Source organism: Microbacterium sp. NPDC055521 (assembly GCF_053619695.1).
The window spans coordinates 151,462-176,958 of sequence record NZ_JBSHJX010000004.1 but is presented as its reverse complement, the minus strand read 5'-3'; the positions used below and the strand labels follow the sequence as shown (position 1 = coordinate 176,958).

Annotated in this window: 17 protein-coding genes, 1 tRNA gene, 1 other RNA gene and 2 pseudogenes; 5 read left to right on the top strand and 16 right to left on the bottom strand. The window is 69.7% G+C overall.

Going from position 1 to position 25,497, the window contains the following annotated elements; all coding sequences use genetic code 11:
- Positions 1–81: 81 nt before the first annotated feature.
- The 4 genes from ACWGSM_RS06100 to ACWGSM_RS06085 all read left to right on the top strand — a co-directional run bounded on the left by ACWGSM_RS06100 (position 82) and on the right by ACWGSM_RS06085 (position 4,659).
- On the top strand, positions 82–2,679 hold the full coding sequence (locus ACWGSM_RS06100; protein WP_452322043.1) for a transglycosylase domain-containing protein: 2,598 nt from the start codon (positions 82–84) through the stop codon (positions 2,677–2,679).
- A gap of 44 nt (positions 2,680–2,723) precedes the next feature.
- Positions 2,724–3,611: a metallophosphoesterase gene (locus ACWGSM_RS06095; RefSeq protein ID WP_452322139.1), complete on the top strand. Its 888-nt coding sequence runs from the start codon at positions 2,724–2,726 to the stop codon at positions 3,609–3,611.
- A gap of 68 nt (positions 3,612–3,679) precedes the next feature.
- Positions 3,680–3,753 (top strand) — tRNA-Pro (locus ACWGSM_RS06090).
- Between the two features lie 132 nt (positions 3,754–3,885).
- The gene (locus ACWGSM_RS06085; RefSeq protein WP_452322042.1) at positions 3,886–4,659 is read left to right on the top strand and encodes an HAD hydrolase family protein; all 774 of its coding nucleotides are present in this window, start codon (positions 3,886–3,888) and stop codon (positions 4,657–4,659) included.
- Positions 4,660–4,698: 39 nt separating this feature from the next.
- Here the strand turns inward: ACWGSM_RS06085 and ACWGSM_RS06080 are convergent.
- The 16 genes and pseudogenes from ACWGSM_RS06080 to ffs form a co-directional block, all read right to left on the bottom strand.
- Positions 4,699–4,830, bottom strand: a pseudogene (locus tag ACWGSM_RS06080) (alpha-hydroxy-acid oxidizing enzyme); the annotation flags it as partial.
- Between the two features lie 144 nt (positions 4,831–4,974).
- Positions 4,975–5,262: pseudogene (locus ACWGSM_RS06075) on the bottom strand (FCD domain-containing protein); the annotation flags it as partial.
- 63 nt (positions 5,263–5,325) lie between these two features.
- A complete protein-coding gene (locus tag ACWGSM_RS06070) occupies positions 5,326–5,946 on the bottom strand; it encodes a thymidine kinase (protein WP_452322041.1) in 621 nt (206 codons plus the stop codon).
- Between the two features lie 10 nt (positions 5,947–5,956).
- Entirely contained in the window at positions 5,957–7,429 is a 1,473-nt protein-coding gene (locus tag ACWGSM_RS06065; RefSeq protein ID WP_452322040.1) for a malate:quinone oxidoreductase, read from the bottom strand.
- 72 nt (positions 7,430–7,501) lie between these two features.
- Positions 7,502–8,575 carry an aspartate-semialdehyde dehydrogenase gene (locus ACWGSM_RS06060; RefSeq protein ID WP_452322039.1) on the bottom strand — a complete coding sequence of 358 codons (1,074 nt, stop codon included), beginning with the start codon at positions 8,573–8,575 and terminating at the stop codon, positions 7,502–7,504.
- Positions 8,576–8,710: 135 nt separating this feature from the next.
- Complete coding sequence (locus ACWGSM_RS06055; protein WP_452322038.1) at positions 8,711–9,997, bottom strand: aspartate kinase; 1,287 nt, start codon at positions 9,995–9,997, stop codon at positions 8,711–8,713.
- A gap of 102 nt (positions 9,998–10,099) precedes the next feature.
- Positions 10,100–11,128: a DMT family transporter gene (locus ACWGSM_RS06050; RefSeq protein WP_452322037.1), complete on the bottom strand. Its 1,029-nt coding sequence runs from the start codon at positions 11,126–11,128 to the stop codon at positions 10,100–10,102.
- Positions 11,125–11,718, bottom strand: coding sequence for a recombination mediator RecR (gene recR, locus ACWGSM_RS06045; protein WP_452322036.1), 594 nt, complete (start codon positions 11,716–11,718; stop codon positions 11,125–11,127). The genes ACWGSM_RS06050 and recR overlap by 4 nt, the downstream gene beginning before the upstream one ends.
- On the bottom strand, positions 11,718–14,213 hold the full coding sequence (locus tag ACWGSM_RS06040) for a DNA polymerase III subunit gamma and tau (protein WP_452322035.1): 2,496 nt from the start codon (positions 14,211–14,213) through the stop codon (positions 11,718–11,720). The genes recR and ACWGSM_RS06040 overlap by 1 nt, the downstream gene beginning before the upstream one ends.
- Positions 14,214–14,287: 74 nt before the next feature.
- Positions 14,288–16,780 carry a glycoside hydrolase family 65 protein gene (locus tag ACWGSM_RS06035; protein ID WP_452322034.1) on the bottom strand — a complete coding sequence of 831 codons (2,493 nt, stop codon included), beginning with the start codon at positions 16,778–16,780 and terminating at the stop codon, positions 14,288–14,290.
- Positions 16,781–16,807: 27 nt separating this feature from the next.
- Positions 16,808–17,548, bottom strand: a complete 741-nt coding sequence (locus ACWGSM_RS06030; RefSeq protein ID WP_452322033.1) for an HAD family hydrolase — start codon at positions 17,546–17,548, stop codon at positions 16,808–16,810.
- Between the two features lie 63 nt (positions 17,549–17,611).
- The gene (locus tag ACWGSM_RS06025) at positions 17,612–18,874 is read right to left on the bottom strand and encodes an acetate/propionate family kinase (RefSeq protein ID WP_452322032.1); all 1,263 of its coding nucleotides are present in this window, start codon (positions 18,872–18,874) and stop codon (positions 17,612–17,614) included.
- Positions 18,871–20,976, bottom strand: coding sequence for a phosphate acetyltransferase (gene pta / locus ACWGSM_RS06020; protein ID WP_452322031.1), 2,106 nt, complete (start codon positions 20,974–20,976; stop codon positions 18,871–18,873). The genes ACWGSM_RS06025 and pta overlap by 4 nt, the downstream gene beginning before the upstream one ends.
- A 9-nt stretch (positions 20,977–20,985) precedes the next feature.
- On the bottom strand, positions 20,986–21,666 hold the full coding sequence (locus ACWGSM_RS06015) for a hypothetical protein (protein ID WP_452322030.1): 681 nt from the start codon (positions 21,664–21,666) through the stop codon (positions 20,986–20,988).
- Positions 21,663–22,280, bottom strand: coding sequence for a rhomboid family intramembrane serine protease (locus ACWGSM_RS06010; protein ID WP_452322029.1), 618 nt, complete (start codon positions 22,278–22,280; stop codon positions 21,663–21,665). Before ACWGSM_RS06010 ends, ACWGSM_RS06015 begins: the two co-directional genes overlap by 4 nt.
- A 139-nt stretch (positions 22,281–22,419) precedes the next feature.
- An RNA gene (gene ffs / locus ACWGSM_RS06005) (signal recognition particle sRNA small type) lies at positions 22,420–22,516 on the bottom strand.
- Between the two features lie 63 nt (positions 22,517–22,579).
- Between ffs and ACWGSM_RS06000 the strand changes: the two genes are divergently transcribed.
- Positions 22,580–25,474, top strand: coding sequence for a DEAD/DEAH box helicase family protein (locus ACWGSM_RS06000; protein ID WP_452322028.1), 2,895 nt, complete (start codon positions 22,580–22,582; stop codon positions 25,472–25,474).
- The last annotated feature ends 23 nt before the right edge of the window (positions 25,475–25,497 follow it).

The following is a 25,497-nucleotide window of genomic DNA, read 5'->3' as shown; positions in this document are numbered from 1 at the left end:
ACTCCTGTGCGTCGGCGACGAACGGCACGGGATGCCGAAGCGTCGAGGCTCTTATTCAGGGAATTCCCTTAACATCAGCGTATGCCTCAAACGAAACGCACGCTGTCTGGTGTGCTCGGCGGTCTGCTCGGCCTGGTGGGTCTGAGCGCGGTCGCCGGGGTCCTGGTCACCGCAGCCGTCACCCCCGCCATCGCCGTCGCAGGAGTGACGGGTTCGCAGGCGCTGACGATCTTCGACAACCTGCCGAACAGCCTGACCCCCGGCGCGCCGATGGAGCCGACCGAGTTCTACGCGACCGGCGCCGACGGGCAGCCGTTCCAGATGGCGAAGTTCTTCGACCAGAACCGCGTGCCGGTGACGTTCGAGCAGGTGTCGCCGCTGCTGTACGACGCGATCCTCTCGAGCGAGGACAAGAACTTCTACGAGCACGGCGGCGTGAACCTCCTGCAGACCATGAAGGCCGCGGTCGAGAACTTCACCGGCTCGTCGTCTCGAGGCGCGTCCACGATCACGCAGCAGTATGTCAAGAATGCGTTGATCCAGCAGTGTGAGCAGGGCGTCACTCCCAACGATGAGGAGTACGACGCCAAGATCCAGCAGTGCTTCGAGGGCGCCGCGCAGTCGAAGGGCGCGGAGGGCATCGAGCGCAAACTGCAGGAGATGCGTTACGCGGTGCAGATCGAGAAGGACTACTCGAAGAACGAGATCCTGCTCGGATACCTGAACGTGTCGAACTTCGGCGGCACCACCTACGGCATCGAGGCCGCGGCCAACCGCTACTTCGGCACCACCGCGGCGAACGTGACCCTCGTGCAGGCGGCAACGCTGGCGGGCATGGTGCAGGAGCCCAATCTGCTGCGCATCGATCGACCGGAGGAGGGCACCTGGACCGACAAGGACGGCGTCGCGCACAACACCGCGGCCGACGGCTATGCCACCACGAAGGACCGCCGCGACTACGTTCTCGATCAGATGCTGAAGAACGGACAGATCACCAAGGAGCAGCACGCGGCCGCAGTGGAGGCGCCGATCGAGCCGAATCTCACGCAGACCACGCAGGGCTGTGCAGCGGCAGGCGCCAACGCGTACTTCTGTCAGTATGTGAAGTCGGTCGTCGAGAAGGACGAGGCATTCGGCGCCACGCCGGAAAAGCGCCTGGAGAACATGCGCCGCGGCGGCATGCAGATCTACACCTCGCTCGACATGCGGGTGCAGGGTCCTGCGGTGGAGGCAGTGCGCAACCGGGTGCCGGCCGCGATGCCCGGGATTCTCGTCGGCGGCGCCGGAGTCTCGATCGAAGCGTCCACCGGCCGCATCCTCGCAATCGCGCAGAACACGGACTTCAGCGAGTCGTCGAACGCGAGCCTCGCCAATGGGCAGTCATCTCAGGTGTTCGCCGCTGACAAGAAGCACAACGGCTCCACGAACGGCTTCGAGACCGGGTCGACATGGAAGCTGTTCACGCTGCTGGAATGGCTGGAGCGTGGGCATTCGGTCAACGAGGTGCTCGACGGACGCTATCCGGTCGTCGGCAAGTTCGCTCAGTGCGGCGGCACCTACACCCTCAACAAAGACAATTCATCAAAGAACTTCGGAGGAGGGCGGGGCTCCGTCAGCAGCGTGCGGAGCTTCACCGCGGCCTCACTGAACACCGGGTTCCTCGCGATGGCGAAGCAGCTCGACCTGTGCGACATCAACAAGATGGCCAAGCGTCTTGGCGTCCATTACGGCAACATGGGCGATGTCACGACGGATGGTGAGGCCCCCAACGATCCGTTCGGCACGGTGCTCGGTTCGAAGTCGGTCGCCCCGATTCAGATGGCCGGTGCATACGCCACGGTCGCCAACAAGGGGATCTTCTGCGAGCCTCGCGTCATCGACAAGATCGTCGCCCAGGACGGTGAAGAGATCCCGCTCCCGAAGACGAGCTGCACGCAGGTGATCTCGCCAGAGGTGGCGGCGACCGCCGCATACGCGCTGCGGGGCGTGATGGAGGGTGGAACCGGCTCGGGCGCGAACCCCAACGACGGCGTCCCGGTCATCGGCAAGACCGGTACTGCAGAGATCTCGCACACCATGCTTGTCGAATCGAGCACCAAGGTCACGACGGCGGTTTGGGTCGGAAACGTCAACGGCCGCGAAGATCTGAGAAACTTCCGTGCTCACGGGACGCGTCTCAACGACATCCGCTACCCCCTCGCGAGAGACATCCAGCGGGCCGCGAACGCCGTGTACGGCGGCGACCGGTTCCCCGAGCCCGATCGAAGCCTCACGCGCACCGTCCCCAAGGACCTGCCCAGCGTGGTCGGGAAGTCGGTCGAGGAGGCCACGCAGATCCTCGACGCGGCCGGCTTCAGCGTGCAGGTCGGCGACCCGATCGACAGCGAGATCGGCGCGGGTCTGGTCGCAGAGCAGACCCCCGGCGCCGGTCGAGCGGCCAGCGGCACGACCGTCACCCTGCGCCCGAGCACGGGCAACAAGCCCGCCGCGCAGGCGACCGTGCCGAACGTCACGGGCGCGAAGTTCAATCAGGCCAAACCCGCCCTGGAAGGCGCCGGATTCGGCGTATCTGCCGAGGGATGCAAGAACGGGGCGACCGTGAACGGACAGAACCCCCCTGCCGGCACTCCCGCCCCCGCCGGCACCGTGGTGACGCTCACCTGCGCGGGTGACGGTTGAGCCGTCTGGCGCCCGCGCACCCGGCCCTCGTCGCGCTCGGCGCGATGGGGGCCGTCGGCGTCGGTGCGGCGGTCTGGGGAATCGGCATCGAGCGCTACCTGTTCACGGTGCGAGAGGTCAGCGCCGCGGCGCTCGCGCCGGGCAGCGCGCCGGTGCGCGTGCTGCACGTCTCCGACGCGCACATGGCACCGTGGCAGCGGCGCAAGCAGCGGTGGCTCGCATCGCTCGCTGCACTCGAGCCCGATCTGATCGTGAACACGGGCGACAATCTCGGGCATCCGGAGGGTCTCGCCGGCATCCGGCGCGCGTTCGCCCCGTTCCAGGGCGTGCCCGGTGTCTTCGTGCACGGCTCGAACGACGTGGTGGCGCCCACCCCGCGCAATCCGCTGAAGTACTTCCGCGGTCCATCCGGCAAGCACCCCGCACCTGAGCTGCTCGACACGGCCGCGATGGACGCGTTCTTCACCGACGAGCTCGGGTGGGCCGACCTGAACAACGCCGCGGTGCGGATGAACGTCGCCGGCAACAGCATCGACTTCGCCGGGGTCGACGACCCGCACCGCGAGTGGGACGACTTCGGCGCCCTCACCTCAGCGATCTCATCGCTGGGCGACGCTCCCTCAGGCACGTCGCGCATCGCCGTGGCGCACGCGCCGTACCGACGGGTGCTCGACTCGTTCATCGGTCTCGGCGCGGACGCCATCTTCGCCGGTCACACCCACGGCGGGCAGGTGTGCATCCCGGGCTTCGGTGCGCTGGTGGCGAACTGCGACATCCCGCTCGAGCAGGCGAAGGGCCTGAGCCGCTGGTCGCACGGTGGCCGCACGGTGCCGCTGAACGTCTCGGCCGGCTGCGGTCATTCGATCTACGCACCGGTCCGATTCGCATGCCGCCCCGAGGCGACCCTGCTGACATTGACCGCACGGCGCTGACGCGCCCGGATGCACTGCGTGATTCGTGGTTGCACCGCGAGCCATGTAGACTTGAACGGTTGCAATCACGGGGTGTGGCGCAGCTTGGTAGCGCGCTTCGTTCGGGACGAAGAGGCCGCAGGTTCAAATCCTGTCACCCCGACAGCATCCAGAAAGGGACCCGCCAGAGGCGGGTCCCTTTCTGCATGCTCGAGAATGTCAGCGGGCCAGGGCGCAGGAGCTCCGCGCGCCGCCTGCCACAGCCTCACAGGGAACCTCAATAAGCTGGAGCATCATGAGCCACCCCCGCCTGGTCGCCTTCGACCTCGATGACACGCTCGCCCCGTCGAAGGGCGAGATCGACGATCGGATCGCCGCGCTGCTTCGCGACCTGCTGCGGCGCGTGGATGTCGCGATCATCTCGGGCGGCAACGAACAGCAGTTCCGCACGCAGGTCATCGCCCGTCTCGACGATCTGGGGATCGACGAGAGCTCGCGCCTGCATCTGCTGCCCACGTGCGGCACGCGCTACCTGCGCCACGACGGCGCAGGGTTCACCCCGGTGTACGCGCACGACCTGACCGATGACGAGAAGACGGCAGCCCTCACCGCCCTGCAGGAGGAGGCCGAGCGGCTGGGCCTGTGGGAGCCGGAGCCGTGGGGTGACATCCTCGAGGACCGGGGATCGCAGATCACCTTCTCCGCGCTCGGACAGCGCGCTCCGCGAGACGCCAAGCACGCCTGGGATCCCACCGGCGAGCGGCGTGCGGCGCTGCGCGACGCGGTGGCGCCACGGCTGCCGGGGCTGGAGGTGCGATCGGGTGGTTCCACGTCGATCGACATCACTCGCGCCGGCATCGACAAGGCTTACGGCATGCAGAAGCTCGCCGAGCACACCGGCATCCGTCTCGACGAGATGCTCTTCTACGGCGACCGGCTCGACGAGGGCGGCAACGACTACCCGGTGCTGGCCATCGGAGTGCCGTCGATCGCCGTCGACGGCTGGCAGGACACGGCCGACAAGCTGGATGCCCTGATCGCGACCCTTCCCGCCCCCGTCGCGCGCTGAGGCCGGGCGCTCGGCGCGAGCGCCTCTTCCCGCGTCTCGTCAGCGCAGGATCGGCACCAGGCGCGCCAGCTGGGTGACGTGCGCGGGCTCGAGGTCGGTCAGTGCCGAGACGCCGAGCAGCCGCATGATGCGCTCGATCTCGATGCGCAGGATCTCGATCGCGCGGTCGACGGCGGGTGACCAACGGCGGCTGTCCTTTCGGGAGCGTGTCAGTATGAGCCGGGCGTGAGCCCTGCGGCGGCGGAGTAGCCGGTGATGTGCGCGTGCATGAGAGAGCGCGCGCGATCGTCTCCGCGCTCGACGGCGTTCGATGATGGCGTGATGCTCGGCCCGCAGGCGGGCAGCCATGGCATCCCAGTCGTCGATCCGCTCCGCCCCGGCCAGGATGTACGACTCGATGGCGGTGCGCAGCCCGGCCATCATGGCGGCGATCACGGTGTTGCCGGACGCTTCCGCGAGCGCATAGTGCAGTTCGGCGTCCAGCGCGAGGAACTCGGCCGGGGTCAGCTCGGCGGCATCCATCTTCCGCAGGATCCCGCGGACCGACGACAGATCGCGCTCGGGATCGGTGCGCAGCCGCGCGAGGACGGCGTCCTCGAGCACTCCTCGAGTGTCGACGACGTCGTCGAGAAGAATCCGCGGGCGTGGTCAGACCACACAACTCGGTCAGGCGAGGACGCCGCCGGACTCGTCGAGGTAGCATCTGCCGCACAGCGACTGGTAGGTCACCTCGGCACCGTCGATCGCGACCTGATCGCCGGCGAACACGAACCGGCCGTCGACCATGCGGCCGTTGAATACCGCTTTGCGCCCGCACCGGCAGATGGTCTTGAGCTCTTCCAGCGAATGGGCGATCGCGAGCAGGCGCGCCGACCCGGGGAACGCGTGGGTGCGGAAGTCGTTGCGGATGCCGTAAGCCATCACCGGGATGCCATCGAGCACCGCGATGCGGAACAGGTCGTCGATCTGCTCCGTCGTCAGGAACTGCGCCTCATCGACCAGCAGGCACGCGACGTCGCTCGGCTCCGCGGGCTGCAGAGGGTCGGCGAGCACCCGCCGGCGCTCACCGGCGAACAGCGCTCGGGCCTCGTCGCGCGGCCCGATGAGGAAGTCCACCTGGCGTGTCATGCCGAGTCGGCTCTCGATCTGCGACGCACCCTTGGTGTCGATCTCGGGCTTGGCCAGCAGCACCCGCTGACCGCGCTCCTCGTAGTTGTAGGCGGCTTGCAGCAGGGCGGTCGACTTGCCCGAGTTCATCGCGCCGTAGCGGAAGTACAGCTTCGCCACGGTCGTGCGGTCAGGCCGTGAGCGACAGGACGGATGCGGTCGTGCCCATCGACTTCTCGGCGGCGCCCGCGTCGTCGTTGAGCCGGTTGCCCATCGTCGGGATGAGCTCCTTCAGCTTCGGCTCCCAGCCGGCGTACTGCTCGGGGAAGCAGCGCTTGAGCAGCCCGAGCATGATCGGCACGGCAGTCGACGCGCCGGGCGATGCGCCGAGCAGACCCGCGATCGTGCCGTCCTCGGCCGCGACGACCTCGGTTCCGAACTGCAGGATGCCGCCCTTCTGCGGGTCCTTCTTCATCACCTGGGCGCGCTGACCAGCCTGGATCAGCTCCCAGTCGTCATCGCGCGCCGTCGGCACGAAGGTGCGCAGGTTGTCGACCTTCTTGCGGTGGCCCTTGACCAGCTCGCTGATCAGGTAGGTGATGAGATCGGGATTCGCGAAGGCTACGCGCAGCATCGGCCACAGGTTGTGCGGGCGCACCTGTGTGACGATGTCGAGCATCGAGCCGTGCTTGAGGAATTTGGGGCTGAAGGTGGCGAACGGCCCGAACATCAGCGACTTCTCGCCGTCGACGACGCGGGTGTCGAGGTGCGGCACGGACATCGGCGGCGCGCCGATCGCCGCCTGCGAGTACACCTTGGCCTGGTGCTGCGAGACGAGCTTCGGGTCGGTCGTCTTCAGCCACTGACCGCCGATCGGGAAGACGCCGTACCCCTTGACCTCGGGGATGCCGCTGTTCTGCAGCAGCTTGAGCGCCCAGCCACCGGCGCCGACGAAGACGAAGCGCGCCTTCACCTGGCCCGGGGTGCGGCCGATGACGTGACGGTACTTGACGAGCCAGCTGCCGTCGCTCTGACGCTTGAGGCTGCGCACCTCATGATCGGTGCGCACCTCGACGCCTGATGTGGCGAGGTGGTCGAAGAGCTGGTGGGTCAGCGCGCCGAAGTCGACGTCGGTGCCGGACGGCACCCGGGTCGCGGCGAACGGCTCGCCCTTGCGCCGCTTCTGCATGAGCAGCGGAGCCCACTTGTTGATGACGCGGGAATCCTCGCTGTACTCGATGCCGGCGAACAGCGGCTGGTTCTTGAGCACCTCGTACCGGGCCTTGAGGAACGCGACGTCCTTCTCTCCCCGCACGAAGGTCATGTGCGGCACCGAGTTGATGAACGTCGACGGACCGTCGAGGATGCCGCGCTCGACGAGCGTCGACCAGAACTCACGGCTCTGCTGGAACTGCTCGTTGATCGAGATCGCCTTGGCCGGGTCGAGAGACCCGTCCTTGCCCTGCGGCATGTAGTTCAGCTCGCACAGGGCGGCGTGACCGGTGCCCGCGTTGTTCCACGGGTTCGAGCTCTCCTGTGCGACGCCACCGAGTCGCTCGTAGGCGACGATCTTCCAGTCCGGCTGCAGCTCGTGCAGCAGGGTACCCAGCGTGGCGGACATGATGCCCCCACCGATCAGAACGACATCGACGGTTTCGGTCACCAGAACAGTCTAGTCGTCCACAACAGTGCGGATTTCCGGCTGGGCGGGGCGCCCTGCGCCCCGCCCATGAGTTCAGACGGCGGCCGGTGCGAGGCGTTTGGCGAGCTCCTCAGCGATCTGCACGGCGTTGAGCGCCGCGCCTTTGCGCAGGTTGTCGTTGCTGATGAAGAGCACCAGGCCCTTGCCCTCCGGGGCCGACTGGTCGGCGCGGATGCGCCCGACGAAGCTCGGGTCCTTGCCGGCCGCGTGCAGCGGGGTGGGAACCTCGTCGAGCACCACGCCGGGGGCGGATGCCAGCACCTCGCGCGCACGCTCGGGCGTGATGTCGTTCGCGAACTCCGCGTGGATCGACAGCGAGTGGCCGGTGAAGACGGGCACCCGCACGCACGTGCCGGCCACGCGCAGGTCGGGAAGACCGAGGATCTTGCGGCTCTCGTTGCGGAGCTTCTTCTCCTCATCCGTCTCGTTCTCGCCGTCGTCGACCACGGCGCCGGCGAGCGGGATGACGTCGAAGGCGATGGGGGCGACGTACTTCTCCGGCGTGGGGAACTCGACGGCCGAACCGTCGTGCACGAGGCGCAGGGTGTCGCCCTGCTCGAGAACGTTCTCGACCTGACCGAGCAGCTCCTCCGCCCCGGCGATGCCAGAGCCGGAGACCGCCTGGTAGGTGCTGACGATCAGACGCTCGAGTCCCGCCTCGGCGTGCAGCGCCTTCAGCACGGGCATGGCGGCCATGGTGGTGCAGTTCGGGTTGGCGATGATGCCCTTGGGTCGCTCGTCCATGGCATCCGGATTCACTTCGCTCACCACGAGCGGAACCTCGGGATCCATCCGCCAGGCGCTGGAGTTGTCGACGACGACCGCTCCGGCCGCGGCGAACGTCTCCGCGTACGCGCGGCTGGCGGTGGCGCCGGCGGAGAACAGCGCGATGTCGATGCCCGAGGCATCCGCGGTCTCGATGTCTTCGACGGTCACCTCGACGCCGGCGAAGTCGATGACGGTGCCGGCGGAGCGCGCGGAGGCGAACAGGCGCAGCTCACGCACCGGGAACGAGCGCTCCACGAGAATGTCGCGCATCACGGTGCCGACCTGGCCGGTCGCGCCGATGATGGCGATCGAGAATCCGGAATCGGAGATACGGGTCATGGGGAATCCTTGGCGAGCGGGCGATGCGCCAGGCTCAGCCCCGTGGTGCGGACGCTGTGCCTGGCACCGATGTCAGGGTTGCGGTGAGTCTATCCGGTTGCCGCTGAGTGCGGGTCCGGCACTTCAGACGTCGGGTCAGCGGCCCGTGCCGGCGTGCACGACGGCCTCGATCTCGCTGTCGAGGCCGTAGGCGCTGTGCACCGCGCGCGCGGCCTCGGCGAGGTCGTCGCCGCGGAGCACGACCGAGATGCGGATCTCGGAGGTCGAGATCATCTCGATGTTGATGCCGCCGGCGCTGAGCGCCTCGAAGAGAATCTCCGACACGCCGGAATGCGTGCGCATCCCCGCGCCCACGACCGACAGCTTGCCGATCTGGTCGTCGTGCAGCAGGTTCTCGAAGCCGACCTCGCTCTGCTCGGCGGCGAGCGCCTTGAGAGTCGTCGGGGCATCGGCCTTGGGAAGGGTGAATGAGATGTCGGTGCGGCCGGTGGATGCCGCAGAGACGTTCTGCACGATCATGTCGACGTTCGCGCCGGACTTCGAGACGATCTTGAAGATCTCGGCGGCCTTGCCCGGCACATCGGGCACGCCGGCGACGGTGATCTTGGCCTGGCTCAGGTCGGTGGCGACTCCGGCGACGATCGGTTCTTCCATGACTTCTCCCTCGGTGGCGCGCGGGTTCTTCATGCCCTCGCCCAGAACGTACGTGCCCTCGGACGACGAGAAGGTCGAGCGGGCATGGATGAGCACACCGTGACGGCGGGCATACTCGACGGCGCGGATGTAGAGCACCTTCGCGCCGTTGGCGGCGAGCTCGAGCATCTCCTCGCTGGAGACGTGCTCGAGCTTGCGGGCACGCGGGATGACGCGCGGGTCTGCGGTGTAGATGCCGTCGACGTCGCTGTAGATCTCGCAGACGTCGGCGTTCAGGGCTGCGGCGAGGGCGACGGCGGTGGTGTCGGAACCGCCGCGCCCGAGCGTGGTGATGTCGCGGGTGTCGCGGTTGAAGCCCTGGAAGCCGGCGACGATGACGATCGCGCCCTCATCGAGCGCGTCGCGCAGGCGCACCGGGGTGACATCGACGATGCGGGCCTTGCCGTGATGCGAGTCGGTGATCATGCCGGCCTGGCTGCCGGTGAACGATCGCGCCTCGAAGCCCATGGAGTGGATGGCCATGGCGAGCAGCGCCATCGAGATGCGCTCACCGCTCGACAGCAGCATGTCGAGCTCGCGGGGTGCGGGGATCGGCGCGACCTCGTGCGCGAGGTCGAGCATCTCGTCGGTCGTGTCACCCATTGCGCTGACGGCGACGACGACGTCGTGACCGGCCCGACGGGTGTCGACGATGCGCTTGGCGACGCGCTTGATGCTCTCCGCGTCGGCGACGGACGAACCGCCGTACTTCTGCACGATCAGGGCCACGATCACTCCCGGGGACGAAGGGCGGATCCGCCCAGCCTCATTCTACAAATCACTCTCATACCGCCCCGCGCATGTGACGTGTGACGACCGCGGGTGGTGCGGTCAGCCGCGGTCTCCGGAGCCGGGCCGGGCACCCGAATCCGGCCGGTCGTCGACGGCTGCCGGGATGTCCGGCACGATCACCTCCGCCGTCTCGGCTGTGGTGATGGGTCCCGTGGTGAGATCCGCAGCGTCGCCCCGCGGCTTCAGCCGCCCACCGGTCGCGGCGAACCAGCATCCGATCAGCACGATCGGGAAGCCGATCAGCAGGCCGGGGGTGAGCGGCTCGGCGAGCACGATGGCGCCGAGCACGACGGCGACGATCGGATTGACGTAGGTGAACAGCGGGGCCCGCACCGGGCCCACTTCGCGGATCAGCGCGAAGAAGGCGACGAACGCGAGCGCCGTGCAGACGATGCCGAGCAGCAGCAGCGACACCGTGGCGCGGACGGTGGGCACCTCGTGCTGGGTGAGCAGAGCCGCCGGCAGGTAGCCCATTCCGATGGCGAACAGTGCGAGGGTGATCGTGCCGAGCGAGGGCACATCCTTCAGCTTGAGGGCGATGATGAACGGCGCGATCGCGTACAGCACCGCGGTCAAGAGGATCTCGGCGATCGCGAACGCGCTGCTCGGGCCGTGCGGGAACAGGCCGGGGCCGGCCACGACCACGGCGACGCCGGCGAAGCCGAGCAGCAGTCCGCCGAGCCGGATGGGCGACAGTGCGGTTCGATCGCCACGCAGCAGCGCGATGATCACGGCGAAGAGCGGAACCGTCGACACGAGCAGCCCGGTGAGACCGGACGGCAGCTGCGTCTCGGCGTGGCTGAGCAGCAGGAAGGGCCCCGCCATCTCGACGAGACCGAAGGCGAGAACCCAGGGCCAGTGCTTCCATGCCGCCGCGAGTGCGCCGGCGCGCAGCGCGAACGGCAGCAGGATCAGTCCACCGAGCAGGGTGCGCCCGGCGACCACCGCGGGCGGCGAGTACGACTGCACGGCCTCTTTGATGAAGAGGTAGGTGATGCCCCACACGAACGCCATGATCGCGAACAGCACCCAGCCTCGGCGGGTGAATCCCGCCTGGTGCGCGCTCATAGCCGGCGACGGCCCTCGAAGGCCCGCCCCAGCGTCACCTCGTCCGCGTATTCGAGGTCTCCCCCGACGGGCAGTCCCGATGCCAGCCGCGACACGGTGATCGACATGCTGGTCAGCAGACGACTGAGATAGCTGGCGGTCGCCTCGCCCTCGAGGTTGGGGTTCGTGGCGAGGATCACCTCCTGCACGGTGCCGTCGGCGAGCCGGGTCATCAGCTGCGCGATCCGCAGGTCGTCGGGGCCGACGCCTGCGATCGGGCTGATCGCTCCGCCGAGCACGTGGTACAGACCCCGGAACTCCCGGGTGCGCTCGATGGCCGACACGTCCTTGGCATCTTCCACGACGCAGATGAGCTCGGGATCGCGCCGGGGGTCGCGGCAGATGGTGCAGCGATCCTGCTCGGACACGTTGCCGCACACCTCGCAGAAGCGCACCCGCGCGCGCACCTCGGTGAGCAGCTCGGACAGACGCGCGACGTCGAACGACGGCGTCTGCAGGATGTGAAATGCGATGCGCTGCGCGGATTTCGGACCGATGCCGGGCAGGCGACCGAATTCGTCGATCAGCTCTTGGACGATTCCGTCGTACATCAGGCGAACCTCGAGGGGGGCTGGTAGGGCTCTTCACGCAGGAACTTCGCACCGAGCACCTGCCGGATCACGGCCTCACCACGACGCTCGACGCCGTCGGAGGCCTGTGGGCGGTTCGCGGGCGGCGGCACCGCGCGGAGTGACGGGCGCGCGGGCGCCGGCGGCGGTGCCGGCGCGGAGACCGGTGCCGGGGCGGACGCCCCGGAGCCGGTGGCCGGGCGACGCGGCTCGTCGTATTCCGGGTCGTACGGCGGTTCGTCGTACGGCGGGTAGTCGTCGGGTGGCGGCGGTGCGTCGACGTCACCGTCGTGGGGGGGCTGTGGTGCCGAGGCGGCGGCTTCGATTTCGGCAGGCTCGTCGTCGACGGGGAACTGCGGCTGCGGTGCGCTCGGCGCCGCCACGGGTGCGCTCGAGCTCGGCACGCGAGCGGCGGCGGCGATCGGTGCGGTCAGAACCGGGGCGGTCGTCGCCGGCGCGGATGCCGGGATCGGCGCAACGGCCCAGTCGGTGACCGCCGCCGAGGCGGAGCGCGTGCCACCGGATGCTGTTCCCCCGTCATCCGATCGCGGCGGTGCTGACGCACCGCCCTTCGCACCGCGGAGCTCCTGCGGGCCGCTCATCGGATTGGCCCAGCCGGCAGCCGGGGCGTCGTCATCTCTCGCGGCGGGGCGCGACGGAGTCGACTTCGGTCCCGATCCGGCGGGCGCCGCACCCGGCCCCGTTCCGGCGGGGGATGGACCGGTGGGCGCTGCTGCTCCCCCGCCGCCGGGTGGCAGCGGCGCGGGGAGGTACTTCACGGTGACGCCCAACTCGTGCTCGATCGCCGTGCGGAGATGGTCCGACGTGTTGTTGCCGGGGGTGGTGCCCTTGAACCGCGGCACGTCGCTCGGGCCCGAGAAGCCGAGGGTGAGCACCGTCGTCTCCGGGTCGAACGCGAGCGGCTGGATGCCGGTCACGATCAGCCAGGAGGAGCGGCTGATGGTCTCGAGGCGGGCGAGCACCGACGGCCATGCCGCGGCGATGCGCTCGAAGGTCACGGGTCCGCTCGATGTGGGCACCACGGTCTCGGGGTCAGCTGCGGTGGATGCCGTCGGCGCAGGGGGTGCCGCGGAGTCGCCTGCTGCGGAGGCCGAGCCGGAGGGCGCACCCTCCTGCAGCCTCGGCGCACCTGCGCCCGAGCCGGTGAGGTTCTCGACGATCACGGGCGACACCGTCGGCTCGGCCGCAGAAGCCGAGCGCGTCGCTGCGGCAGGGGTCTGTGCGGCAGGGGTCTGTGCGGCAGGGCTCAGCGCCGCGGCAGGAGGCTGCACCGCCGGAGGCGTCGCTGCGGCAGGGGTCTGTGCGGCAGGGGCGGCAGCGGCAGCCGACGCGGACTGCGCGATCCCGGCATCCGTCGACGATCCCGCGAGCACGCGCGCGATCATCAGCTCCAGGTGCAGCCGGGGCGAGGTCGCTCCGCTCATGTCGTCGAGTGCCTGGCTCACGAGGTCGGCGGTGCGCGAGAGCCGCGCAGCGCCGAACGAGGCGGCCTGCGCCTGCATGCGCTCCATCTCGTCAGCGGGGATGCCGCGCAGCACCGCCGACGCGCCGTCGCCCACCGCCTCGATCACGATGAGGTCGCGAAGGCGCTCGAGCAGGTCGTCGACGAAGCGGCGAGGGTCCTGCCCGGTCTGCACGACACGATCGACTGCGGGGAACGCCGTCGCGGCGTCGGCGTCGGCGAGCGCGTCGACGATCTCGTCGAGCAGCGCGGCGTGCGTGTAGCCGAGCAGTGCGACGGCACGCTCATACGTCACGTTGCCCTCATCCGATCCGGCGATCAGCTGATCGAGCAGCGACAGCGTGTCGCGCGGCGATCCGCCACCGGCACGCACGACCAGCGCGAGCACGCCCTGCTCGACCTGCACGCCCTCTTCACCGCAGAGCTTCTCGACGTACTCGAGCATCGCCGCGGGCGGCACCAGGCGGAACGGATAGTGGTGGGTGCGCGAGCGGATCGTGCCGAGCACCTTCTCGGGCTCGGTGGTCGCGAAGATGAACTTCACGTGAGCGGGCGGCTCCTCGACCAGTTTCAGCAGGGCGTTGAAACCCTGCGGGGTGACCATGTGCGCCTCGTCGAGGATGAAGATCTTGAACCTGTCCCGACTGGGCGCGAACGTCGCGCGCTCGCGCAGGTCGCGCGCGTCATCGACGCCGTTGTGGCTCGCGGCGTCGATCTCGACCACATCGAGCGAGCCGCCGCCAGCCCGGGACAGCTCGACGCAGCTGGGGCAGACGCCGCAGGGTGTGTCGGTCGGGCCCTCTGCGCAGTTCAGGCAGCGCGCGAGGATGCGGGCCGACGTGGTCTTGCCGCAGCCTCGCGGGCCGGAGAAGAGATAGGCGTGACCGACGCGGTCGCCACGCAGCGCGGTCATGAGCGGATCGGTCACCTGGGACTGCCCGATCATCTCACCGAAGGTCTCGGGCCGGTAGCGGCGGTACAGGGCTGTCGTCACCCGTTCAGCCTACGGCGTGCCGCCGACATCAGCCCGCCCGATCCCCCTCCGCCGTGGCGGAGGGGCAGGGCGGATCAATCCTCATAGGCGTCGATGATGGGGATCGTCGTCGTGGTCACCGGAAGCGAGATCGTCAGGCGTGTGCCGTCGTCGCGACGGGCATCCTCGAGACCGCGCAGCGTCGGCCGTCCCGGGCGCACCGGGCCCTGCCCCGCGAGCAGCACCGACGCCGGCTCCCCCACCGCCGCGCGGTGCGCGACGCCGCGCACGGTGAACTCGACGGCATCGCCGTCGTGCACCTCGAGACGCAGCTGATTGCGCGTGATGGTGATCTGCAGCTGCGAGCCGCGCCACTGCAGCGGGTACGACAGCTCCGGCCAGTCGACAGGCAGACGGGGATCGAAGCTCAGCTCGCCGTCGTGGTCGCGCATGCCGCCGAAGCCGCTGACCAGCACGGTCCACACGCCGCCCGCCGACGCCACGTGCACCCCGTCGCCGGCGTTGTTGTGCAGGTCGGCCAGATCGACGTACAACGCATGCTCGAAGTACTTGCGGGCGAGGTCCTGGTAGCCCACCTCGGCCGCCATGATCGACTGCACGACGGCCGACAGGGTCGAGTCGCCCGTGGTCAGCGGGTCGTAGTAGTCGAAGTCGGCCAGCTTCTCCTCTTCGGTGAACAGGTTGCCCTGCAGGAACAGCGCGAGCACGACATCGGCCTGCTTGAGCACCTGGAAGCGGTAGATCACCAGCGGGTGGTAGTGCAGCAGCAGTGGACGCATCTCGGGCGGCGTACCCTCGAGATCCCACACCTCGCGCTCCAGGAAGAACGCGTCCTGAGGGTGGATTCCCAGCGCCTCGCTGTATGGGATGTGGATCGCCTCGGCCGCTCGCAGCCACGCATCCCGCTCGCCGTCGTCGAGGCCGGTGCGCTCGACCAGTGCCGCATACGCGGCAGGTGCCTTCTCGGCCATCTCACCGACGATGCGCGCGGCGAGGCGCAGGTTGTACCTGGCCATGACGTTCGTGTAGAGGTTGTCGTTGACGACGGTGGTGTACTCGTCGGGGCCGGTCACGCCGTGGATGTGGAAGGTCGAGTCGCCGTTCGTGCCGCGCCAGAAGCCGAGCGTCGCCCACAGGCGAGCGGTCTCGACGGCGATGTCGGCGCCCTCCCGCCGCAGGAAGTCGAGGTCGCCGGTGGCCCGCACGTACTTGCCGAGTGCGTAGCTGACGTCGGCGTTGATGTGATACTGGGCGGTGCCGGCGGCGTAATACGCCGAGGCCTCCTCGCCGTTGATCGTGCGCCACGGAAACAGCGCGCCCGCCTCGTTGAGCTGGGCGGCGCGGCGGCGTGCCGCCGGAAGCATCATCGCCCGCGCGCGCAGCGCGTTCTTCGCCCACTGCGGCGACGTGTACGTCAGGAACGGCAGCACGTAGATCTCGGTGTCCCAGAAGTAGTGCCCGCTGTACCCGGAGCCCGTCAGCCCCTTCGCCGCGACGCCGTTACCGTCGGCGCGCGACGCCGCCTGCGCGAGCTGGAACAGGCACCAGCGGGTGGCCTGCTGCAGGTCGTCGTGTCCGGCGATGCGCACATCTGAGCGCTCCCAGAACGCGTCGAGCCACGTGCGCTGCGCGGCGAACAGGGCATCCACCCCCTCCACCCCGACCCGGTCGAGCGAACGCCGGCACCGGTCGACGAGCTCGCGGGGCGGCACGCCACGAGAGCTGTGGTAGCTGACGATCTTGCTGATCCTGATGGGCTGGCCCGCCTTCGCCTGGATCCGGAAGACGTTCTTCGCGATGTCGGGCTCGACGAGCGTGCGGGCGCTGTACTCGTTCTCGGTCTCGATGAGGTGATCGGCGACGACCGCCACCGTCATGCCCGAATCCGAGACGCTGTACGACAGCGCCGAGCGCAGTCCGTCCTGCCAGTACTCGACGGGCTGCAGCACACGCTCGGTGATCCGGTCGGCCTTGCGCGGATCGAAACCCGCCTTGCGGTCGGCCTTGCTCGCCATGGGGTCGCCGGCGTAGATGCCCGCACCGTCCTGCCGGTTGAGCATCTGGCAGCTGACCGTGACCGGCGCGTCGGCGTTCTCGACGGTGACCTCGAGACGCAGCACGGCCAGGTGACGCTCCTCGAAGCTCACCATCCGCTCGTCGCGCATGCGCACGCGCTTGCCCGACGGCGTCAGCCAGACGACGTTGCGCTCGACAACACCGGTGCGCATGTCGAGCGACCGCGAGTACTCGTGCACCTCCATCTCGTCGAACGAGAGTGGCTCGTCGTCGATGTACACGCGCATGACCTTCGCGTCGGGCGCGTTCACGATCGTCTGCCCGACCTCCGCGAACCCGTAGGCCTGCTCAGCGTGGCGGATCGGCCAGGTCTCGTGGAGCCCGTTGATGAAGGTGCCGTGCTCGTGCGCCCCGCGACCCTCGATGTGGTTGCCACGCAGACCCAGATAGCCGTTGGCCACGGTGAAGACGGTCTCCGACACCCCCTCCTCGTCGTAGCGGGTCTCGACGAGACGCCAAGGGTCGACGGGGTAGCGGTCGCGATCGATCATGCTCTCTCCGAAAGCGTGTGAGGGGGGTCAGTTCTGCGCGTCGTGGAGCAGACGGGCAAGATCATCGACGATACAGGTCGCACCCGCCTCACGCAGATTCGATGCCCCCGCGCCGCGGTCGACGCCGACCACGGCGCCGTATCCTGCGGCGGCCGCCGAGGCGACGCCGGACACGGCGTCCTCCACGGCGATGGCCTCGGAGGGGTCGACTCCCAGCATCCGCGCACCGTCGCGGAACATGTCCGGTGCGGGTTTCGAGGCGAGGTGGTCGCGCTCGGCGACGAGCCCGTCGACGACGACGCGGAAGAAGTCGCGAATGCCCGCGCTCGCGAGCACCTCGCCGGCATTCTTCGAGCTCGACACGACGCCCATCGGCACGCCGGCGTCGCGCAGGCTCTCGAGCAGCGCGAGCGAGCCGGGGTACGGGACGATCCCTCCGCTGCGCAGCACGGCGACGAACGCGTCGTTCTTGCGGTTGCCGACTCCGCACACCGTATCGGCCTCGGGCGGGTCGGTGACCTCTCCCCACGGCAGCTCTACGTTGCGGCTGCGCAGCAGGCTGGCGACCCCGTCGTAGCGCTTCTTGCCGTCGACGTACGCGAAGTAGTCGTCGTCGGTGTACGCGGGCTCGATGCCCCAGCGCGCGAAGACCTCGTCGAACACCTTCTGCCAGGCGCGCATGTGCACTTCGGCGGTGGGGGTCAGCACACCGTCCAGGTCGAAGAGCACACCGGCGGTGCGGTGCAGATCGGGGAGAGCGTCAGACATGGAACCTCCTGGGTCGGACGGGCTCGTCCAGCCTAGTGAGCGTGCGGAGCGGTGCGGGTGCCGTCAGATGGCCGAGAGCGTCTGGCGGGCGATCTCGAGCTCCTCGTGGGTGGGCACGACGAGCACCTCGACGCGCGAATCGTCCGAGGAGATGCGCCGGATGCCGCGCCCGCGGGCGCCGTTCCGCTCCGCGTCGACCTTCACGCCGAGGAATCCGAGCGTGGCGAGCGCGTCGGCGCGCACGTCGACGGCGTTCTCGCCGACGCCGGCTGTGAACACGATGACATCCACGCCGCCCAGCTGCGCGACAAAGGCCCCGAGGTAGGCGCGGAGCCGGTGCACGTACACGTCGTAGGCCAGCGTCGCCGCCTCCTCCCCCGCGGCGCGGCCTGTGAGGATGTCGCGCATGTCGCTGCGGCCGGCGAGACCGAGCAGTCCGCTGCGCCTGTTGAGCAGCTCGTCGAGCGCATCCGTGCCGAGTCCGGCGCGGCGGGACAGGTGGAACAGCGCCGCCGGGTCGATGTCGCCGGTGCGGGTGCCCATCACGAGCCCCTCGAGGGGGGTGAAGCCCATCGACGTCTCGACCGACCGGCCGCCGTCGACGGCGGTCATGGATGCCCCGTTGCCGAGGTGCAGCACGATCTGACGCAGCTGCGCGAGATCGCGGCCGAGGAAGGATGCCGCAGCCTCCGAGACGTACTTGTGGCTCGTGCCGTGGAATCCGTAGCGGCGGATGCGGTGCTCGTCAGCGGTGGCGGCATCGAGAGCGTACGTGTAGGCCGCCGGGGGGAGGGTCTGGTGGAAGGCGGTGTCGAACACGGCCACATGGGGCACGTCGCGGAAGGCCGCGCGCGCCGCCCGGATTCCGGCCAGGTTCGCCGGGTTGTGCAGCGGAGCCAGAACGCTGAGGTCGTCGATGTTGATCTCGACCAGAGAGGTGATCACCGTCGGCTCGAAGAACCGTGCTCCGCCGTGCACCACCCGATGGCCGACCGCTACGGGCGGCTGGTCGTCGAGGTCGGGCCCGTGCTCGGCGAACTGGGCGAGCATGACGGCGAACGCCTCGTGATGATCTGCGATCGGCCGCTCTTCGGAGTGGCGCAAGTCGAGGATCGTCGGGGCGGGCTCGCCGGGCTGGGCCGTCACGCGTGCGGTGTGGCTGACGGTTCCCGAATCCTCTCCGATGCGCTCGATGAGTCCGCTGCCCAGCTGGAGTTCGCGGGAGGGATCGATGAGGCTGTACTTCAGCGATGAGGAGCCGCTGTTGATGACGAGCACGGAGCCCTGCGACGTCTGCTCGAGTCGGTTCGACACAGCGCTGTTCATGCCTGCTCTCCTTGTGCCTGGATCGCCGTGATCGCGACGGTGTTCACGATGTCGTCGACGAGCGCTCCGCGCGACAGGTCGTTGATCGGCTTGTTCAGACCCTGCAGCACCGGACCGATCGCCACCGCGCCGGCCGAGCGCTGCACCGCCTTGTAGGTGTTGTTGCCGGTGTTGAGGTCGGGGAAGACGAACACCGTGGCACGTCCCGCGACCTCGGAGCCGGGCAGCTTGGCCTTCGCGACCGCGGCATCGGCGGCTGCGTCGTACTGGATCGGCCCCTCGACGGGCAGCAGGGGCTCGCGCTCGCGCACCAGCGCGGTGGCCGCACGCACCTTCTCGACATCGGCGCCCGAGCCGGACTCACCTGTCGAGTACGACAGCATCGCGACGCGGGGATCGATGCCGAAGCGCCGGGCGGTCGCCGCCGAGGAGATCGCGATGTCGGCCAGCTGCGCACTGGTGGGGTCGGGGATCACGGCGCAGTCGCCGTACACGAGCACCCGGTCGGCGAGCGCCATCAGGAAGACGCTCGAGACGACCTCGACGCCGGGCTTGGTCTTGATGATCTCGAACGAGGGGCGGATGGTGTGCGCTGTGGTGTGCGCCGCACCCGACACCATGCCGTCGGCGAGGCCGAGGTGCACCATCATGGTTCCGAAGTACGACACGTCGGTGACCGTGTCGGCAGCCTGCTGCAGCGTGACGCCCTTGTGTGCGCGCAGGCGGGCGTACTCCTGCGCGAACCGCCGCACGAGTGCCGGGTCGGTGGGGCTGAGCACCTGCGCAGCGGAGATGTCGAGTCCGAGCGCGCCGGCACGGGCGCGGACGCCCGCCTCGTCACCGAGGATCGTGAGGTCGGCGACCTCGCGCGCGAGCAGGATGGACGCCGCCCGCAGGATCCGATCGTCGGAGCCCTCGGGGAGGACGATCCGCTTGCGATCGCTGCGCGCCCGCTCGATGAGCCCGTACTGGAACATCAACGGCGTGACGACCGTCGACTCGGCCAGGCCCATCTGCTCGGTCAGCTCGGAGATGTCGACGTGCTTCTGGAACAGCTCGAGCGCGGTCTGATAGCGCTGCGCTGATTCGGGGCTCATCCGGCCGCGCGAACCCATGATCCGCACCGCTGTGTCGAAGGTGCCCAGGTCGGTGGTGATGATGGGCACGAGCAGCTCGAATCCGTCGATGAGCTGCAGGATCGGCTCGGGCAGCTCGAAGGGCCCGTTCAGCACGATGCCCGCGAGGTCGGGGAAGGTGCCGGACGCTGCGGCGAGCACCGTGGCGAGCAGCGTCTCGGTGCGGTCGGCGGCGATCACGACGACCGCACCCTCGGTCAGGCGCGGCAGCACGTTGACCATGGACATGCCCGCGATCACGATGCTGTACGCCTCGCGCTCGAGCAGCTCGTCGCCACCGCGCACGAGTCGCCCGCCGACGGCGCGCATGATCCCTCGCATCGAGGGCGCGACGAGGGAGCGCTCTTCGGGAATGGCCCAGACCGGGGTGCGGCCGTCGTCGATCAGCTCGACGATCTCGGCGAGCTGGCCGGACTCGGCGCGGTTGACGACGAGAGCGAACAGCTCCGCTCGCTCGGCGGCGAGCTCGGCGATCGCCAGCGCGGCGAGCTGCTGCACCTGCGCGGAGGTGCGTGCGGTGGTCGTGCCGAGCTGCTCGGCCTGTTTCTGACTGTCGCGCCCCGAGAGCACGAGCATCACCGGCACACCCAGGTTGGCGGCGATCCTCGCGTTGTAGCCGAGCTCGGCGGGGCCCGCCACGTCGGTGTAGTCGCTGCCGACGACGATGACGGCATCGCACTGCGCCTCGACCGCTTTGAAGCGCGCGACGATCGTACCCAGCGCGGCTTCAGGGTCGCGGCGCACGTCGTCATAGGTGACGCCGATGCAGTCGTCGTATTCGAGGTGCACGCCGTCGTGCGCCAGCAGCAGATCGAGCACGGTGTCGCGCTCGTCGGCCGAGCGGATGATGGGCCGGAACACACCGACCCGGGGCGAGACGCGCATCACGGCGTCGAGCACGCCGAGCGCGATCGTCGACTTGCCCGTGTGTCCTTCGGCAGACGTGATGTAGATGCTGCGTGCCACGTGACCAGCCTAGTGACCGCTCGTCGGTGCTGGTCGAGGCCCAGAGCCTGTCTGGGTCCCTGAGCCTGGCGAAGGGCACGGACCGGACAGGGCATCCACTACGGCGGCGGCGTCGTCGGCGAATCGGGCGTAGTGCTCGGGGTCGGAGTTGATCTGCACCCGGTTGATGGCGTTCGACGGCTCGAGGCTCTGCCAGTGGGGCACGCGCCTCAGGCGCGTGAAGAACATCGACGACGCGGTGACCGGATCCATCCGCTCGGCGACGCTTCCCCACCACTCCTGCTGCTGGAAGAGTCCGATGCTCGTCGTGCGGCTGCCGTCGGGGTTCACGACGCCCGAGGTCTCCCAGTCGCCGTGATCGAGGTTGCGCAGCGAGCTCTCGCCCATCGCCGCCATGACGCCGATGATCTGGCCGTCGCGCGCGAACCCGAGCTCGCGTGCCGTGCGCACGACGGTCGCGGCGTTCTCGAGCTGCTCGCCGCGCCATCCGCTCACTCCGAATGCCGGGTACACCGCAGGATCATCGAGACAGTAGCCCTCCGCTCGGGGAGCGGTGACGAGGGCGAGGATCGCGAGAGCACCGGATGCCAGCAGCGCGACCCCCGCAGTGACCGCAGCGGCCCTGAGCCCTCGCCGGCGCTGCGCGCGCGACCGCGACCGCGTCGTGCGGCCGCCGCGGCGAGCGCTCACGATCGCACAGGCGCGTGAGCGCCCCGATGGGGCCGTCGAACGGCCAGCGCGGCGATGCCCCCGCCGATCGCCCCGAACAGATGCGCCTGCCACGACACCCCGGTGCCGGCGCCGAAGATGCCGGTGAGCACGGTCGCGCCGTAGAGCACGACGACGATCAGGGCGATCGCCGCGTAGGCGATGCGGTGCACGACACGTCCTGGTGCGAGCACCCGCAGCACGGTGTACCCGAAGTACCCGAACACGAGCACGGACGCGCCGACGGTGAGGGTCCCCGGGGCGTTCAGCAGCCAGGTTCCGGCGCCGCCCACCACGGCGATGATGCCCGTCACCGCCCAGAAGCGCTTCGCGCCCTCCACCGCCACCAGACAGCCGAGCACGAGCAGGGGCAGCGAGTTGCTGATCAGATGCGCCCAGCCGGCGTGCAGCAGCGGGCCGAGCAGGAGGCCGGGAAGGCTGCCGGGGTCCCACGAGCGCAGTCCCCAGCCGGTGAACGACCCCGGCAGCGCGGCGTCGAGCAGCTGGATCGCCCACATCAGGGCGAGCAGCGCCACGGGCGCGAGGAAGCGGCCGGCTGACGAGGAGCGCGGGGCAGGTGCTGCGGGGGCGGTCACAGGTCGATCCTCGCAGGGCATCCGGTGAGAGAGCCGAGGGTCGGGCGCGACGCGGACGAGGCAGGGCGTCCGTGTCGGGGGAAGACAGGACCGACGCGCACGATGTGAGGCACCCGCTCGGGAGAAGATCTCGGGAGAAGATAAAGACCCTCCGCGCACCCGACAGAGCCCGGTTGCCCTTGCTACGTTTCCGTCCTGGGGGAATTGGCCTGGATGCCGTCACGCGGAGAGCCGTTGACGAGTCTACCCGAACGCGGAGGGTCGCTCGAACAGCACGCCCGTATGCCAGGCTCGAATCGATGGACTCCCTTCTTTCACGGCCGCTCGCGCACTGGCGGTTCGACGGCGAGCTGCGGACCTATCAGGCCGAGGCCCTGCGGAGCATCCCCGCCGGGCCGGCGAGTTCGGCGATGCACATCGTCGCCCCTCCCGGCTCGGGCAAGACTCTGCTCGGTCTGCTGCTCGCCGTCCGCGCGGGGCGCAGGGCGCTCGTGCTCGCTCCCAGCGTGACGATCCGCGATCAGTGGGTGCGCACCGCGCGCGATCTCGCGCACGATGGCAGTGCCGTCTCAGACGATCCCGCCGAGCTGAGCGACCTGACGGTGCTGACCTACCAGCGGCTGAGCGTCGCCGGCGACAGCTCGCCCTTCGACGAGCTGGCCGCCCGGCAGTGGCTGGACGAGCTCACCGCATCCGGGCGCACCGCGTCCGATGCGGCGACCTGGCTCGCGACGCTGTCGGTCGACAACCCGGCGCAGCACGCCCGTGGCATCCGCAGTCGCGCCTCGGCGCTGCGGCGCCGCTTCAGCCGGGCCAGGCCCGACGAGATCGCCCGTGTGCTGCATCCGAACGCGCTCGCCCTCATCGACCGGGTGATCGAGGCGGGCGTCGACACGGTGGTGCTCGACGAATGCCATCATCTGCTCGATCACTGGGCGCTGGTCGTCGCGTACCTGCGGGCACGCATCCGCGCGAACGGGGGCACCGGCCTGCTGATCGGACTGACCGCCACGCTGCCCTCACCCGACGACGGCACCGGGTTCGACAACTACAGCCAGCTGCTCGGCGAGGTCGACTACGAGGTGCCGACTCCTGCGGTCGTGAAGGAGGGACACCTCGCTCCCTATCGCGCGCGGGTCTGGTTCACCGAACCCGTGCCCCAAGAGGCCGACTTCATCCGCCGGAGCGAGGCGCAGCTGCACGAGCTGGTCGCCCAGGTGCTCTCCTCGCCCGACGGGGTCGGCTTCCTCATCGACCAGCTTCAGCCGACGCTCGATGAGCCCGACGCGGCAGGCGACTCCGCACCGTCGCCCGAGGAGCGGGCCCGCCGCGACATCGATCGTGCGCTGAGCACGGACTTCCCCCTGGCTGTCACCTGCGGGTCCGTGCTGCGGGTGACCGCGCCTGAGCATCCGCTCGTCGCGCTGCTCGACCCCGACCTGTTCGGGCGAGCGAGCACCGACGACCTGCTGCAGGCGCTCGCCAGGTTCGCACTCGACCGCCTGCTGGCCGATCCCGGCGCGCACCCGCAGTGGCGCTTCCTGAAGAGGGCGCTGGCGGATTTCGGGCTGCATCTCACCGACCGCGGGCTGCGGCGCGGGCGCAGCCCGGTCGAGTCGACGCTGGCGACCTCCGTCGCGAAAGACCACGCCGCCGTCGAGATCCTCCGCCACGAGCTGGGCACCGCAGACGGCGATCGGGTGCGCGCGGTCGTGGTCACCGATGTCGTCGAGTCGGGCAACTCCCGCGGGCTCACCGGCGATGCGGCTCCCGGTGCGCTGCGCGTCTTCGCGCTGCTCGCCGCCGACCCGATCACCGCTGCGCTGTCGCCCGTGCTGCTCACGGGAGAGCACCTGCGCACCACCGCGGCCGCCGCGCAGGATGTCGCCGACGCCCTCCGTCGCCTCCTCGGCACCGCGGTCGACGTCAGCGAGACACCTGGTGCGACGCGACGGCTGCAGGCGACGGGCGTGAGCGGGTCGGGCCTGGTCGCGGCGGTCTCGCGTCTCGTCACCGAGGGGCGTGTGCGTCTGCTCATCGGAACGCGGGGGCTTCTCGGCGAAGGGTGGGACTGCCCGGCCGTGAACACGCTGGTCGATCTGACCACCGTCGCCACCAGCACCGCCACCCAGCAGCTGCGGGGGCGCACCCTGCGTCTGGATCCCGCCTGGCCCGACAAGGCGGCGCACAACTGGTCGGTCGTCTGTCTCATCCCGCCCCACGTCCTGCTCGACGACCGGGGCGAGATCGATCGGCTCACCCGGCGCCACGGCCACCTGTGGGGGCTCAGCGCCGACGACCACTCCGAGATCGTCTCCGGCCTCGGCACCGCTCTCGCGGCACCCGAGCGCGAGATGCTCGAGCGGATCGTCGCCAAGGACCCCCAGACGGATGTCGGCGCGCTGAACACCGCGGTGCTCGCGACCGAACGCTCCCGAGCGCAGACCCGGGCGGACTGGCGCATCGGCGAGGCGCTGCCGGCCCGGGAGCGGGAGGCGGTGGCCGTGCGCGGCTCCCGGCGCAGCGGAATCGTCCAGGTGATCCCGGCGCTGACCGCGGGCGCCTCCCGCACCTTCGCACTGTCGACGCTCGCGACCGGCGCGGCACTCGCCTTGACCTCGGGCCCGCTCGACCTGCAGATGCCCGGGCTCGGCGGTCTCGCCACGGCGCTCGGCGCCGGGGCGCTCTTCACGCTCGCCCGGCGCGGCAGGGACATGCGGCGAGCGCGTCGGCTCCGCGCCGATCCGGCGCGGATCCATCACCTCGCGGCGCTGACCGTGTCGCACGCCCTGCAGTCGGCGCAGCGGATCGCGGTGCTGCCCGACGAGGCGGTGACGGCGAGCGCGCAGACTCTCGCAGACGGATCGACGCGAGTGCGGCTGCTGTTCGATGCTCCGCCGCAGGCGCGACGGGTGCTCGCCGATGCGGTGCAGGAGCTCTTCGGTCCGGTGCGGACTCCGCGGTTCGTGCTGCGCGTCGGCGTGGTGCGGCAGCCGACCTACCTCACTGTGCCTCAGCAGATCGGACGACGGCGAGCCGACGCCGAGGCCTTCGCGGCACTCTGGCGGCGGACTCTCGGCCCCGCCGAGCTGATCGAGCTGAACGGAGCAGAGGGCCTGGTCGTGCTGCGCGCGGCTCGCGCGCAGGGCGGGGCGCTCGAACGCACCGCCCCGCGGCAGTCGGTGTGGGGCTGATCCCGCGCTCGCCCGAACGGCCT

Bases quoted from the DNA above. Each gene is read 5' to 3' on its own strand.
- ACWGSM_RS06100 (WP_452322043.1), top strand. From the start codon at position 82: ATGCCTCAAACGAAACGCACGCTGTCTGGTGTGCTCGGCGGTCTGCTC.
- ACWGSM_RS06095 (WP_452322139.1), top strand. From the start codon at position 2,724: ATGGGGGCCGTCGGCGTCGGTGCGGCGGTCTGGGGAATCGGCATCGAG.
- ACWGSM_RS06085 (WP_452322042.1), top strand. From the start codon at position 3,886: ATGAGCCACCCCCGCCTGGTCGCCTTCGACCTCGATGACACGCTCGCC.
- ACWGSM_RS06060 (WP_452322039.1), bottom strand. From the start codon at position 8,575: ATGACCCGTATCTCCGATTCCGGATTCTCGATCGCCATCATCGGCGCG.
- ACWGSM_RS06050 (WP_452322037.1), bottom strand. From the start codon at position 11,128: ATGAGCGCGCACCAGGCGGGATTCACCCGCCGAGGCTGGGTGCTGTTC.
- recR (WP_452322036.1), bottom strand. From the start codon at position 11,718: ATGTACGACGGAATCGTCCAAGAGCTGATCGACGAATTCGGTCGCCTG.
- ACWGSM_RS06035 (WP_452322034.1), bottom strand. From the start codon at position 16,780: ATGATCGATCGCGACCGCTACCCCGTCGACCCTTGGCGTCTCGTCGAG.
- ACWGSM_RS06030 (WP_452322033.1), bottom strand. From the start codon at position 17,548: ATGTCTGACGCTCTCCCCGATCTGCACCGCACCGCCGGTGTGCTCTTC.
- ACWGSM_RS06025 (WP_452322032.1), bottom strand. From the start codon at position 18,874: ATGAACAGCGCTGTGTCGAACCGACTCGAGCAGACGTCGCAGGGCTCC.
- ACWGSM_RS06000 (WP_452322028.1), top strand. From the start codon at position 22,580: ATGGACTCCCTTCTTTCACGGCCGCTCGCGCACTGGCGGTTCGACGGC.